Annotated in this window: 13 protein-coding genes; 12 read left to right on the forward strand and 1 reads right to left on the reverse strand. The window is 39.9% G+C overall.

The annotated features are described in order from the left end of the window. Positions 1-95 precede the first annotated feature (95 nt). Both pyrF and pyrE read left to right on the forward strand, forming a co-directional pair. Positions 96-827 (forward strand): orotidine-5'-phosphate decarboxylase, encoded by a 732-nt coding sequence (gene pyrF, locus MKX65_RS07925; protein ID WP_340903153.1) that lies wholly within the window; start codon positions 96-98, stop codon positions 825-827. Then, the gene (pyrE, locus tag MKX65_RS07930; RefSeq protein ID WP_340903156.1) at positions 808-1,443 is read left to right on the forward strand and encodes an orotate phosphoribosyltransferase; all 636 of its coding nucleotides are present in this window, start codon (positions 808-810) and stop codon (positions 1,441-1,443) included. Before pyrF ends, pyrE begins: the two co-directional genes overlap by 20 nt. 92 nt (positions 1,444-1,535) lie before the next feature. On the opposite strand, the gene MKX65_RS07935 is transcribed toward pyrE, so the two are convergent. After that, a complete protein-coding gene (locus MKX65_RS07935) occupies positions 1,536-3,245 on the reverse strand; it encodes an Rqc2 family fibronectin-binding protein (protein WP_340903158.1) in 1,710 nt (569 codons plus the stop codon). A 154-nt stretch (positions 3,246-3,399) separates the two neighbouring features. Here MKX65_RS07935 and MKX65_RS07940 point away from each other — a divergent pair, with 154 nt between their 5' ends. From MKX65_RS07940 to rsmB, 10 genes are all read left to right on the forward strand, one after another. Beyond that, positions 3,400-6,078, forward strand: a complete 2,679-nt coding sequence (locus MKX65_RS07940) for a calcium-translocating P-type ATPase, SERCA-type (protein WP_160545643.1) — start codon at positions 3,400-3,402, stop codon at positions 6,076-6,078. Between the two features lie 69 nt (positions 6,079-6,147). Next, positions 6,148-7,032, forward strand: a complete 885-nt coding sequence (locus MKX65_RS07945) for a YicC/YloC family endoribonuclease (protein WP_340903161.1) — start codon at positions 6,148-6,150, stop codon at positions 7,030-7,032. Positions 7,033-7,091: 59 nt separating this feature from the next. Beyond that, positions 7,092-7,355, forward strand: coding sequence for an extracellular matrix/biofilm regulator RemA (remA, locus tag MKX65_RS07950; RefSeq protein WP_066053091.1), 264 nt, complete (start codon positions 7,092-7,094; stop codon positions 7,353-7,355). Positions 7,356-7,365: 10 nt separating this feature from the next. Continuing rightward, a complete protein-coding gene (gmk, locus tag MKX65_RS07955; RefSeq protein ID WP_160545641.1) occupies positions 7,366-7,980 on the forward strand; it encodes a guanylate kinase in 615 nt (204 codons plus the stop codon). 4 nt (positions 7,981-7,984) lie between these two features. Continuing rightward, a complete protein-coding gene (rpoZ, locus tag MKX65_RS07960; protein WP_119707491.1) occupies positions 7,985-8,197 on the forward strand; it encodes a DNA-directed RNA polymerase subunit omega in 213 nt (70 codons plus the stop codon). A gap of 109 nt (positions 8,198-8,306) precedes the next feature. Further along, positions 8,307-9,515, forward strand: a complete 1,209-nt coding sequence (gene coaBC, locus MKX65_RS07965; protein ID WP_340903164.1) for a bifunctional phosphopantothenoylcysteine decarboxylase/phosphopantothenate--cysteine ligase CoaBC — start codon at positions 8,307-8,309, stop codon at positions 9,513-9,515. After that, the gene (gene priA, locus MKX65_RS07970; RefSeq protein WP_160545639.1) at positions 9,512-11,914 is read left to right on the forward strand and encodes a primosomal protein N'; all 2,403 of its coding nucleotides are present in this window, start codon (positions 9,512-9,514) and stop codon (positions 11,912-11,914) included. The genes coaBC and priA overlap by 4 nt, the downstream gene beginning before the upstream one ends. Positions 11,915-11,980: 66 nt before the next feature. Continuing rightward, positions 11,981-12,466: a peptide deformylase gene (gene def, locus MKX65_RS07975; protein WP_160545638.1), complete on the forward strand. Its 486-nt coding sequence runs from the start codon at positions 11,981-11,983 to the stop codon at positions 12,464-12,466. Continuing rightward, positions 12,463-13,413 (forward strand): methionyl-tRNA formyltransferase, encoded by a 951-nt coding sequence (fmt, locus tag MKX65_RS07980; RefSeq protein WP_340903165.1) that lies wholly within the window; start codon positions 12,463-12,465, stop codon positions 13,411-13,413. Before def ends, fmt begins: the two co-directional genes overlap by 4 nt. Then, positions 13,410-14,756 (forward strand): 16S rRNA (cytosine(967)-C(5))-methyltransferase RsmB, encoded by a 1,347-nt coding sequence (gene rsmB, locus MKX65_RS07985; protein ID WP_160545636.1) that lies wholly within the window; start codon positions 13,410-13,412, stop codon positions 14,754-14,756. Before fmt ends, rsmB begins: the two co-directional genes overlap by 4 nt.

Raw genomic sequence — 14,756 nt, forward strand, 5'->3', positions numbered from 1 at the left:
AATTTTTTTGCTTAAAAAGCCCTCTATCATAGGATTTTATAACCTATTTCTTATAAAAGTTTTGACAATACGTACGGGAAGGAGCTGGAAGAAGAATGAAAAACTCGCTTATCATCGCGCTTGATTTTCCAGATAAAAATGATGTGTACGGTTTTTTAAAGAAATTTAATAACGAGCAACTATTCGTTAAAGTTGGCATGGAACTTTTTTATAAAGAAGGCCCTGCAATGGTTCAAGAACTAAAGGAAATGGGTCACGATATTTTCTTAGATTTAAAATTGCACGATATTCCAAATACAGTGGGTCGTGCGATGAGAAATCTAGCTAGCCTAGGCTGTGATTTAGTGAATGTTCATGCGGCGGGCGGAAAAGAAATGATGATGGCAGCTCTAGAAGGACTTGAGGCTGGCACGGCTTTAGGTGCGAAAAGACCAAATATCATCGCAGTAACACAGCTAACAAGTACTTCAGAGGAACAAATGAAGGGTGAACAATTAATTTCAGTGAGCCTCGAACAATCCGTTCTTCATTACGCAAAGGTTACAAAGGATGCAGGACTTGATGGTGTGGTTTGCTCCTCAAATGAAGTGAAGCTTATCCGTGAGCAATTAGGTGAACAGTTCTTAACTGTTACACCAGGAATTCGAATGAGTTCGGAATCAGTTGGTGACCAAAAGAGAGTAGCTACCCCTGAGTTTGCTAGGAACGCAGGTGTATCCATGATTGTTGTAGGTCGCTCCATTACAAGAGCCGAAGATCCGGAACTAGCTTATCAACTTTACAAAAACGCCTGGGAGGGAAAAGTATATGAAACAAAAAATAGCTAACACACTTTTAGAAATCGGTGCAGTCTCGTTACAACCCCATCATCCTTTTACTTGGACATCAGGAATTAAATCACCTATTTATTGTGATAACAGACTAACTTTATCTTTTCCTGAAGCAAGAAGAGAGATTGCAGCTGGACTAAAGGAACTTATACTTAAGAACTTCCCTGAGACAGAAATGGTAGCTGGAACAGCAACAGCTGGAATTCCTCATGCGGCATGGGTAAGTGAACTGCTTGATTTACCGATGAGCTATGTCCGTTCATCAGCAAAAGGACATGGCAAAGGAAATCAAATTGAAGGCCGTGTTCTTGCAGGACAAAAGGTAGTAGTAGTGGAAGACTTAATCTCAACAGGTGGAAGTGTAATTACAGCAGTTGATGCATTAAGGGAAGCAGGGTGTGAAGTATTAGGTGTCGTGTCTATCTTTACGTATGAACTGGAAAAAGGGAAGAAGCTGTTAGAGGAAGCTAATATTAAGACATATTCACTAACAGATTTCTCAACATTAGTAGACGTTGCCTTAGCTGCTGGAAGTATCGAAGAGGATGCAGTAGCAAGTCTTCGCAGCTGGAGCCAAGACCCAACCGCTTGGAAACCGGTAGTAAAAGCATAAAATAAAATGCAGAAAAAAGAGTGTCCACCCCAGACGGACAAAAACAGCAAATCTGTCCATTTGGGGTGTCTGACACCCTTTTTTTGTGCTTTTTACTTTTTTAACTGAATGATAAGGTTTTCGTCAGGTGTAACGTAAACTGTTTGTTGGTTGTCATATATGACGAAACCGGGTTTTGCTCCATTTGGTTTCTTTACATGTCTTACTTGTGTAAAGTCAACGGGAACAGAGCTTGAGCTTCGTGCTTTACTAAAGTAGGAAGCGATATTGGCTGCTTCTAGTATGGCCGAATCACTAGGGTTTTTGCTTCGTATAACAACATGTGATCCAGGAATATCCTTTGTATGAAGCCAAATATCGTCACGACTAGCTACTTTGTTTGTTAAATAATCGTTTTGCTTATTGTTTTTACCGACGAGGATGTCTGTTCCGTCAGAGGACACATATTGATCGAGCACAGGTTTTGCAAGAACTTGTTTTTTCGATTTATTTTTTTGTCGGTCTCGAATATAACCTTCTTCAACTAACTCTTGACGAATTTCCTCAATATCTTTAATAGAAGCGGTCTCCATTTGCTGAATTAATGTCTCAAAATACAGCACTTCTTCGTTCGCTTTTTCAATTTGTTCTTGTACAATCCTACGTGCTGTTTTTGCTTTTTGATACTTTGTAAAGTATCGCTGCGCATTGTCTGAAGGTGATTTCTGAGGATCGAGTGGAATGGTAACCACTCCAGCATTCTCATCATAATAATTAATCACCTCAACGGATGTCATTCCTCTTTCAACTGCATAAAGATTGGCTGTTAATAACTCCCCAAATAATTGATATTCCTCCGCATTTTGTGCGTCTACTAGCGTTTTTTGAAGCTTATCGATTTTCTTCTTGTTTTTATCCCGTTCATTAACAATCAACCGTTCCAGGTCATTCCCTTGCTGCTTCACACGGTCTCTTTCGGCTTTCCCAAAATAAAAACGGTCGAGCATTTCACTAATCTTGGAAAACGACTGAACTTCACCTGATATATGAGTCATCGGAAATAGATAAAACATTTCTTTTCCTTGGTCATTCATAATCGATGGATCATATTGATGGGTATGAATTTTTTCCATGTGACGGATAAATGCTTTAGGCATGGTATTGCGATTGGCAACTCCGGCTTCATGGACGATTTCTCTTGCTAATAATGGAGATAAACCAGCAAAATGCTCAACCAGCTGCTTATCCATCTTCCCTGCATTAAAGTCTAAGCTCCTTAACACATCCTCTTCTGTAGCTTCTAGAGGATTAATTTTATTTTGAGCAGGAGGAAGTTTATACTCCTGACCAGGTAGAATCGCACGATGGCTGTTAAGAGCATAGGAAACGTGCTTAATGCTATCTAAAATCATGTTTCGTGTTTTATCAATTAAGATAATATTGCTATGACGGCCCATGATTTCAATTATAAGTTGTTTGCTGGACAGATCACCGAGCTCGTTTCTTCCTTTTACATCTAAGACAATCATTCTTTCAAGACCAACCTGGTGAATATCCTCCAGTATGTATCCTTCTAAATGCTTTCTTAATAACATACAAAACATGGGTGGTTCATTTGGATTTTCATAAGTCTCTGTGGTTAATTGTGCTCTCGCGTAACTTGGGTGGACAGATAGCAAAAGCTTATGATTCTTTCCCCCTGCACGAATAACAAGCACGATTTCATTTTTAAATGGTTGATGAATTTTATTAATACGCCCACCACGTAAAGCCTCAGAGAGCTCTTTAGTGATAGCACGCGTAAACAGTCCGTCAAATGACATAAGAGAACATCCTTTTCTATATAGTGCCTTTCAATAAAAGCGGTCGCCCACTTTTGTAATAATTATATCATTTTTTTGGACGAGGCTGAATAAGCTTAGTTTAGAGTGAGTTGGGACAACTCTGTTGAAAATAAAAGGAGGAAGGGATTGCCGGATGAAATTCCATGGAATGGAAAAAAAGGAAGTGGAAAAAGCCTTAAATACTGATTACATGGTCGGTTTATCTGAGGCTGATGCAGTAAATCGTATAAAACAACATGGATTCAACGAGCTAGAAGAAGGAGAAAAGCAGTCCGCTTTAATCTTATTCTTTAGTCAATTCAAAGACTTCATGGTTCTTGTTTTATTAGCAGCGACGTTAATTTCGGGACTGTTAGGGGAGTATATAGATGCGATTGCTATCATCGCGATTGTCATTATTAATGGATTTTTAGGTTTTTTCCAAGAACGTAAAGCCGAACGTTCGCTTCATGCACTAAAGGAATTATCAGCACCACAAGTATATGTTTTAAGAGACGGGAATTGGATAAAAACCGCCTCAAGAGAGGTTGTACCAGGAGATATTTTACGCTTTACAAGCGGCGACCGAATCGGGGCAGATGTAAGATTAATAGAAATCAATAGTTTAGAAATCGAGGAATCAGCATTAACGGGAGAATCGTTACCTGTACAAAAAACAGATAACAAATTGCAAGAAGAAAACCTTGGCCTTGGTGATATGCAAAACATGGCCTTTATGGGGACGATGGTCACGAGGGGAAGCGGTGTTGGAGTTGTCGTTGGAACCGGAATGAAAACAGCGATGGGCCAAATTGCTGACCTGCTACAAAATGCGGAAACAATGGAAACACCACTCCAAAGAAGACTTGAGCAATTAGGGAAAATTTTAATTACTGCAGCCCTTCTTTTAACGGTCTTAGTTGTGATTGCAGGGGTATTTGGCGGACATGATTTATATACCATGTTTTTAGCTGGGGTATCTCTAGCGGTAGCTGCGATTCCTGAAGGTCTACCTGCAATTGTAACAGTTGCATTATCCCTTGGCGTTCAGCGAATGATTAAGCAAAAAGCTATCGTTCGTAAGCTTCCTGCTGTTGAAACGTTAGGTTGTGCCTCTGTTATTTGCTCTGATAAAACAGGAACGTTGACACAGAATAAAATGACCGTAACTCATTTATGGAGCGGGGGAGAGGTTTCCCAAGTTGGTGGAGTTGGTTATGAGCCTAGAGGCGAATTCTACCGGGGAGATCATAAGGTTTCCATAAAAGAAGAAAAAGCACTTCAGCAAATGCTGATGTTTGGTATGCTCTGTAACCATTCAGAAATCACTCAAAAAGGCAGTGAGTATGTTATTGATGGAGACCCTACAGAAGGTGCGCTTCTAGTATCTGCACTAAAAGCAGGATTTACAAGAGACCAACTTCACAAACAGTTTGAGTTAGTAAAAGAATTTCCGTTTGACTCAGCCCGGAAAATGATGAGTGTTGTAGTGAAGGATACGAACGGAAGACAATTTATTGTCACTAAAGGTGCACCAGACGTCTTAATTTCAAAAAGTGAATCAATTCTTTGGGAAAATCGTCGACAGTTTATGTCTCGTGATATGGAGGGAAAAGTAAAGGATGCCATTGAAGGGTTAGCATCTCAAGCATTACGAACGATTGCGATTGCTTACCGAGAGGTATCGCCTGGAACGCTCATTCTTGATGAAAGAGAAGCAGAGAAGGATCTTACTTTTATCGGATTACAAGGAATGATTGATCCACCGCGACCAGAAGTGAAGCATGCAGTAAAAGAATGTAAAGAAGCAGGCATTAAGACCGTCATGATTACAGGGGATCATATAATAACGGCGAAGGCAATTGCCAAACAGCTAGGTATATTAACACCAAAAAGTAAGGTGCTAGATGGTAATGCACTTAATGAAATGTCTGTAGAAGATCTTGAAGAAGTGGTGGATGACGTTTCAGTATTCGCGCGTGTTTCTCCAGAGCATAAGTTAAAGATTGTAAAAGCATTACAAAGCAGAGGACACATCGTTGCGATGACTGGTGATGGAGTCAATGATGCGCCGGCTATTAAAGCAGCAGATATTGGTGTAGCAATGGGAATTACCGGTACAGATGTGGCGAAGGAAGCATCTGCCTTAGTTCTTCTTGATGATAATTTTGCAACGATAAAAGCAGCGATTAAAGAGGGTAGGAATATTTACGAGAACATACGTAAATTCATTCGTTATCTACTTGCTTCCAATGTTGGTGAAATATTAGTGATGCTGTTCGCTATGTTGCTAGCGCTCCCGCTGCCTCTAGTGCCGATTCAAATTCTTTGGGTCAATCTTGTTACAGATGGTTTACCAGCAATGGCGTTAGGTCTTGATAAACCAGAGGAAAATGTAATGAAGCGCGGTCCGCGGAGTCCTAAAGAAGGAGTTTTTGCAAGAGGGTTAGGCTGGAAGGTCATCTCACGCGGCTTTTTAATTGGAACTTCCACTTTGCTTGCGTTTATCATTTCATATAATGAAAACCCTAATGATCTCATCCATGCTCAAACAGTTGCTTTTGCTACTCTTGTTTTAGCTCAATTGATTCACGTTTTCGATTGCCGCAGTGAAAAATCAGTTTTCTCAAGAAATCCATTCGGAAACATGTATCTAGTATGGGCGGTCATTTCTTCATTAGCTTTAATGCTAGTAGTTATGTACTATCCGCCATTACAACCAATCTTCCATACCGTCCCACTGGCTCTTCGTGATTGGTTATTAGTCATTGGTTTTGCTTCCATCCCAACTTTTTTACTAGCAGGTTCATTTTTGGCAAGTAAAAATAAATAAAGTATGTTATAATCCAAAAGGTGATAGAGAAAGCTCTATTACCTTTTTCTATACACAAATAGTTATGGGGTGTTGGCTTTGGTAAAAAGCATGACAGGCTTTGGTAGGAGCATCCGCAGCAACGAACATATCAAGGTAACTGTTGAGGTTAAAACGGTGAATCACCGATTTGCTGAATATCACTTCCGAATACCTAGAAGTCTTTCTAGCCTCGAGGATAAGCTAAAAAAGACGCTAAATGAATACATAAAAAGAGGAAGAATCGAGGTCTTTATCACCATTGATGGTGAAGGACTGACCACTCGAAAACTCTTAGTCGATTGGAGTCTCATAGAGGACTATCTTCAGAACATAAAGGAAATTCAGGAACGCTTTCAAATTAAAGAGGGTGTTTCCATAAAAGATATACTTAATCGAGACGAGATATTTAGTATTGAAGAGCAAGAATCTGGCATCGAGTGTATCGAAGAGCTTGTGTTAGATGCTTTGCTTGATGCTGCTCAAAATTGTGTGAATATGCGTGAAGTGGAAGGAAAGGCATTGCAGCAGGATATTTTATCCCATATTGAAAAAATACAATCGACTGTCCAAGCGCTTAGAAAATATGCGCCGACTGTAGTTGAGCAATATGCAAATCGGTTAAAAAAGAGAATTCAAGAATATGTAGACCAGCAGCTCGATGAAGCGAGAATCGTGACTGAAATTGCTATTTTTGCAGATAAAGCAGATATCAATGAAGAGCTTACAAGACTAGATAGTCATGTTGTACAATTTAAAACTTTCCTCAATGATCGGGAGTCTATTGGAAGAAAGCTTGATTTCCTTGTCCAAGAGATGAATAGAGAGACTAATACAATCGGATCAAAGGCAAATGATGCAAAAATTGCTACCGAAGTGGTGGAGTTAAAAAGCTCTATTGAAAAGATTAAGGAGCAGATTCAAAATATTGAATAGCTCTTGGTTTAGAAAAGCTTTAGGAAGGTAAAAATAATTCTTATGATTGGAGGACAATCATGTCAATTAAACTAATAAATATCGGTTTTGGAAACATCGTTTCTGCAAATCGAATTATTTCAATCGTTAGTCCCGAATCAGCTCCGATAAAGAGAATTATTCAAGATGCTAGGGATCGTGGTTCGTTAATAGATGCTACATATGGAAGAAGAACTCGCGCAGTAATTGTGATGGATAGTGACCATGTTATTCTTTCAGCGGTACAGCCAGAAACGGTTGCAGCCCGCTTAAATGATAAAGATGATATTATTGATGAAGGGTAGGAAAAGATTCATGCAGGAGAAAGGGTTATTAATTGTATTATCTGGACCCTCTGGAGTAGGAAAAGGAACGGTAAGGAAAGAGGTATTTTCACAGCCTGATACCGCCTTTGAATACTCTATTTCAATGACTACCCGTGCTCCAAGAGAAGGGGAAGTTGATGGAGTTGATTACTTCTTTAAGTCTAGAGAAGAATTTGAACAACTGATAAAAGAGGAAAAGCTTCTAGAGTACGCTGAATTTGTGGGCAACTACTACGGCACTCCAGTTGATTATGTTAGACAAACATTAGATAGTGGAAAAGACGTATTCTTGGAAATTGAAGTACAAGGTGCGCGACAGGTTCGGAAGAAGTTTCCGGATGGTCTTTTCATTTTCCTCGTTCCACCAAGTTTATCAGAGTTGAAAAACCGGATTGTCACACGAGGTACGGAAACTGAGGATGTTATCAACAATCGTATGAATGCAGCAAGAGAAGAATTAGAAATGATGCATCTCTATGATTATGTTGTAGAAAACGACCAAGTTGACAGAGCAGTTGAACGCATTAATGCAATAGTCATTGCGGAGCATTTACGTCGTGAGCGAGTAGAACCTAGATACAAAAGAATTTTGGAGGTAGATTAATCCTATGTTATATCCATCAATTGATTCATTAATGACAAAAATTGATTCGAAGTATTCACTAGTTTCCGTTGCTGCAAAAAGAGCACGAAAGCTACAACAAGGAGAAAACCTGCACTTAGATAAGTATGTTTCTCATAAGCAGGTTGGAAAAGCGTTAGAAGAAATTCACGCCGATAAGCTCACTTACCGTATCGTAAAAGACGAATCAGCTGAATAAAGACGGGGAACAACCTAAATATTTAGGTTGTTTTTTGTTTTAAAGATGCAATTGCAGATAGGTTCTTGCATAATGGAAGAAAGATATTTATCGAACGGAGGTTTTGTCTGTGAAAGGAAAGAAAATCCTACTATGTGTTTCTGGAGGAATTGCGGTTTTTAAAGCAGCTGCACTAACTAGTAAGCTCACTCAAGCTGGGCTTGACGTAAAGGTGATTTTGAGTGAATCGGCTTCAAAATTTGTGACCCCCTTAACCTTTCAGGCACTTTCAAGAAACGATGTTCATATTGACACGTTTGATGAAAAGAATTCAAAAGTGATTGCACATATTGATTTGGCGGATTGGGCTGATTTGATCGTCGTTGCACCGGCCACAGCGAATATCATTGGCAAGCTAGCCAACGGAATTGCTGATAATATGATCACTACGACATTGCTTGCTGCAACCGCTCCGGTTTGGATTGCTCCTGCAATGAATGTTCATATGTATGACCATCCTGCCGTGAGAAAGAATTTAGAAACATTACGAAGCTATGGATATGGGTTTATCGAGCCTGGAGAGGGTTATTTAGCGTGTGGGTATGTGGGGAAAGGAAGAATGGAAGAGCCTGAGACAATCGTAGAGAAAATCACCGAATTTTTCCAACCGGTGCAAGCTCCTTTAAAAAGTAAAAAGGTACTTGTAACAGCAGGTCCAACAAGAGAGAAAATTGATCCTGTGCGTTATATTACGAACTTTTCGTCTGGAAAAATGGGATATGCCATTGCTGAACAAGCTAGGAATCTTGGAGCGGAGGTTACACTCATAACAGGACCTGTTTCCATTGAACCACCACCAGGAGTGAAGGTAATTCATGTGGAAAGTGCTCAGGACATGCTTAATGAGACGATCGCTCAATATGAATCTAGTGATTTGGTGGTAAAAACGGCTGCGGTTGCTGATTATAAGCCAAAAATAGTTTCAGATCGAAAAATTAAAAAGCAGGAAGGCGACGCAAGGATTGAATTAGAAAGAACCAAGGACATATTATTTGAGCTTGGTAAAAACAAAAAGCACCAAGTATTGGTTGGTTTCGCTGCGGAAACTGATCATGTGGAAGAGTATGCGATGAGAAAGCTTGAGAAGAAAAACGCTGATATGATCGTGGCAAACAATGTTGCAGAAGAAGGATCTGGATTTGGGACCGATACAAATAAAATAACCATTTATAAGCGCGATGGACAATCTATCTCGTTACCATTAATGACTAAGCAAGAAGCGGCCAAAACCCTTCTTTTAGAGGCTTTAAAGCTCCTCCCAAAAGAGGAAGCTGAATGATTGCGAGTGTAATTGTGGATGTCCCAGCTAAGCAAACCGACAGACCGTTTGATTATCGTATCCCAGAGCATCTAGAAGGGGTCATCACCCCAGGAATGAGGGTGGTTGTTCCATTTGGACCTCGGAAAATTCAAGGGTTTGTCATTTCCATTCAGCCTAGCTCAGAGTTTGAAAAGCTTAGAGATATTATTGCTCCTATGGATATTGTTCCAGTATTAAATAACGAACTTTTACAGCTTGGGGATTGGTTATCAGAAGAAACACTTTGTTATCGAATATCTGCCTATCAGGTGATGCTACCGGCAGCACTTAAAGCGAAATACGAAAAGAAAATCCGAGTGACGATCGATGTGAATCTGTTACCTCCAGTCCTACAAAGAGTATTCGAGAAAACTCAAATGGTTCCCTTTGATACGATTGAAAAGGATGCATGGAGAGTATTGCAAAAAGAAATCGCAAATGGTCATGTTGAATTTATATATGAAGTAAAGGAACGGGTGAATAAGAAAAAGCGCAGGTATGTAATGCCACATGTGAATGAAAAGGGGCTATCTGATTCACTCAAGCTACTATCCATTCAGGCAACGAAACAAAGGGAAATTATAGAGTTTTTCCTAGCTAACCCAGCTCCCGTTCCACTGCAAAATTTAATAAACCTTTTAAACACTTCTTCCTCTGCTATAAAGGGTCTTGTTAATAAGGGGATCTTAAGGGAAGAAGAAGTAGAAGTGTACCGAGATCCGTACGAGAATCGTGTATTTGAACGGACAGAGGCTTTACCCTTAACTTCTGAGCAGAAAAGAGCCATTTCCCCCGTTTTACAAACCATTGAAGAAAATCTCCATCAAGTGTTCTTACTGTATGGGGTAACAGGTAGTGGTAAAACGGAAGTATATTTACAATCAATTCAACGAGTGTTAGAGAAGGGAAAGGAAGCAATCGTACTCGTCCCAGAAATCTCCTTAACTCCACAAATGGTGAAACGGTTTAAAGGGAGATTTGGAGATGAAGTGGCTGTCATGCACAGCGGACTTTCTAATGGAGAAAAATACGATGAGTGGCGAAAGATCCAGAGAAAAGAAGTAAAAGTGGTGGTAGGGGCAAGGTCTGCCATTTTTGCTCCCTTTGAAAACCTTGGAATTATCATCATTGATGAAGAGCACGAAACAAGTTATAAGCAAGAGGAAAATCCAAGATATCATGCGAGAGATGTGGCGATACAACGTGCCAAAAAATATGGCTGCCCGGTTGTATTAGGAAGTGCTACTCCAGCACTTGAATCATTTGCTCGTGCAAAAAAAGGTGTGTTTGAGCTTTTAAATTTGCCGAGCCGGATGAATAGTGGACCGATGCCTCATGTTGAAGTTGTGGATATGAGAGAAGAGCTTCGTGAAGGAAATCGATCCATGTTTTCAAGAGCATTAATGGAAAAATTGAAAGATAGACTCGATAAACAGGAGCAAACGGTATTGTTTTTAAACAAGCGAGGACATTCCTCCTTTGTGATGTGTAGAGACTGCGGATATGTTGTGAACTGTCCAGATTGTGATATTTCATTAACCTATCATAAATTCAGCGAGCGAATGAAGTGTCATTATTGTGGTTATGAGTCGCATGTTCCAACACAATGCCCGGAATGCCAATCAGAGTATATTCGTTATTTTGGAACAGGTACTCAGAAGATTGAAGAAGAACTAGGCAAAGTGTTGCCAGAGGCAAGAGTGATCCGGATGGATGTGGATACAACTTCAAAAAAAGGGGCGCATGAAAAGCTGTTAACTGATTTTGGTGAAGGAAAAGCAGATATTCTGTTAGGAACGCAAATGATTGCAAAAGGATTAGATTTTCCTAAGATTACGCTCGTAGGAGTTCTTTCAGCTGATACGATGCTGCATATCCCTGATTTCCGTTCATCTGAGAAAACCTTTCAGCTGCTAACACAGGTAAGTGGAAGAGCTGGAAGACATGAGCTATCAGGGGAAGTCATTGTACAAACCTATACACCAGAGCATTACAGCATTCAGTTTGCCTCTCAACAGGACTATGATCTGTATTATGAAAGGGAAATGCAAATAAGAAAGCTTCATCATTATCCACCTTTCTACTATATATCCCTGATCACAGTAAGCCATGAGAATTTGATGAAGGTAGTGTCGGTGACAGAGAAGATTACCGGATACATTCGGAATAGTCTTTCTCCAGAAGCGATTGTTCTAGGACCTGTCGCTTCACCAATTCCTCGAATCAAAAATAGATATAGGTACCAATGTTTGATAAAATACAAACGTGAGCCACAGTTAGGTCGTGCCATTAAAACGGTACTTGATCAATATCAGCATGAATCTGCAACAACCGGGTTAACCATTTCTACAGACGTGAATCCTTATATTCTCATGTAGCTGGTTATGAAGCGGGTTGTTTTCGTAGAGAATAGTGATAAATATGAAAAAATCGGAGGAAGTATTTTGACGGTAAAGAAGCTAGTTACTCATCCTGCAGAGGTACTTGAACAAGAATGTGAGAGAGTAACGGTATTTGATAAAAAACTAGAAAAGCTACTAAACGATATGTACGATACGATGATTGAATTCGATGGGGTAGGTCTTGCAGCCCCTCAAATTGGCATAGCAAGACAGATTGCCATCGTTGATATAGACGATGAATCAGGCACGATTGAACTAATTAACCCTGAAATATTAGAAGTGTCCGGCGAACAAACAGGCCCGGAAGGTTGTCTTAGTTTTCCAGGGGTTTACGGAGAAGTAACCAGACCATATTTTGTAAAAGTGAAAGCCCGAAACCGAAAAGGAAAAGCATTTGTGATCGAAGCAGAAGACTTTTTAGCACGTGCGATTCTTCATGAAATCGATCATCTTCATGGCATCCTATTTACATCAAAAGTGACAAGATATTTGACTGAAGAAGAGTTAGAGGGAGTCGAAAGCGAATGACAAAAATAGTGTTTATGGGTACTCCTGATTTTTCTGTTCCCATATTAAGAAGTGTGATAGAAGCTGGATATGAAGTGATCGGTGTTGTGACACAACCGGATCGCCCAGTTGGAAGAAAAAGAGTACTCACTCCACCTCCTGTGAAAGTGGAAGCGGAAAAACATGGTATTCCTGTTCTTCAACCTGAAAAGATTCGTGTAAGAGAGGACTTGGATCAAGTATTGAGCTTAAAGCCTGACTTAGTCGTAACGGCGGCGTTCGGTCAAATTTTACCGAAGGAACTCTTAGAAGTGCCACCACTCGGATGCATAAATGTTCATGCTTCTCTGTTACCAGAATTACGTGGTGGGGCTCCCATTCACTACTCCATCATACAAGGAAAAGAGAAAACGGGAATTACGATCATGTATATGGCTGAAAAGCTGGATGCAGGGGATATTTTGACGCAAGTAGAAGTTGAAATTGCAGAAATAGATACGGTTGGTTCTTTGCATGATAAGCTAAGTGAGGCAGGTTCTAAGTTATTGTTAGACACATTGCCAAGACTGATTAAGGGAGAATTAGATCCAATTCCCCAAAATGAAAAAGAAGCAACATTTGCTTATAATATAAAGCGCGAGGAAGAGAAAATTGTTTGGTCTAAACCAGGCGAAGATATTTACAACCATATTAGGGGTATGAACCCATGGCCAGTCGCTTACACTCATCTTTCTGACTCAGTGATGAAACTTTGGTGGGCGACGAAAGTTAAGGCAGTGAAAAAGGCAGTTCCAGGAGAAATAATTGCAATTGAGGAAGATGGATTTGTCGTTGCTACTGGAAATGATACAGCGATTAAAGTGACTGAGCTCCAGCCTTCTGGTAAAAAGAAAATGACAGCTGATCAATTTTTACGAGGGGCAGGTTCGTTTTTAAAGGTTGGAGATCGTATAGGAGTTAACGAATGACAGAAAAATCAAATGTTCGAGAAAGTGTTGTAACCATTCTAGAGCAAATCGAAAAAAATCAATCATATAGCAATCTACTTTTAAACAATGTGATTAAAAAGAATCAAATTGCCACGAAGGACATTGGATTGTTAACGGAATTAACCTACGGAACATTACAAAGAAAAATGACTCTTGATTATTACTTAGAGCCTTTTATTAAAAACCCTAAAAAGCTTGAAAACTGGGTGAAGCAGCTACTGCGAATGACGTTATATCAAATGCTTTATTTAGATAAAATTCCTGACCGTGCAGCCATTCATGAGGCCGTGGAAATTGCTAAAAAGAGAGGTCATAAAGGGATATCTGGGATGGTTAATGGAGTTCTTCGCTCTATACAACGTGAAGGCATAAGAGATATGAATGACATTAAGGATGAAGTCGAGCGTTTGTCCATAGAAACGAGTCATCCTACTTGGCTTGTTAGAAGATGGACCGAGCAATTTGGGTATAATAAAGCAAAAGAGATGTGTGAGATCAATTTAACTGCACCCATGCAAACCGCACGAATCAATACAAATAAAATCGACAGAGAAGCTTGCATCAAAAGGCTTTCAGAAGAAGGCTATCAAGTTGAGGAAAGTGTGGTTGTTCCTGAAGCAATTAAATGCTTAAAAGGAAATCTTGCCCATTCGGAAAGTTTTAAAGAAGGCTTGATTACGATCCAGGATGAAAGCTCTATGCTTGTAGCATATGCATTAGGTATCGAACAAAATGAAACGATTTTAGATGCGTGCGCAGCTCCTGGTGGAAAGTCGACTCATATCGCTGAAAAGCTAGAAGAAACAGGACAAGTTATTTCATTAGATCTTCACGAGCATAAAGTGAAGTTGATTAATGAAAATGCTGCCCGACTTGGACTGAAAAATATCGAAACGAAAGCTATGGATAGCCGTAGGGTACAAGAGGCGTTTGAAGGTAGCACGTTCGATCGGATTTTGCTTGATGCCCCGTGCTCTGGTCTTGGTGTAATGAGAAGAAAGCCAGATATGAAATACACAAAAAAAGAAGAAGATTTAGATCGTCTTCAGAGCATTCAGTTGCAGCTATTAGATTCTGTTACTCCACTGTTAAAGCCAGGTGGAACGTTGGTGTACAGTACATGTACAATCGACCGCTCTGAAAATGAAGAGGTAGTAACAGCGTTTTTACAGAAGCATACGGACTTTGAAGGTGACCCGTCGGTTATTGAGAGAATGCCTAAGGCGATTCAGCCGCTTATGTCGGACTTTCAGCTACAGATTTTCCCTCAAGATTTTGGTTCAGATGGATTTTATATTGCAAGTTTAAGGAAGAAGGTGTAA

It is taken from the genome of Robertmurraya sp. FSL R5-0851, from assembly GCF_038002965.1.
Taxonomy (GTDB): domain Bacteria; phylum Bacillota; class Bacilli; order Bacillales; family Cytobacillaceae; genus Robertmurraya_A; species Robertmurraya_A beringensis.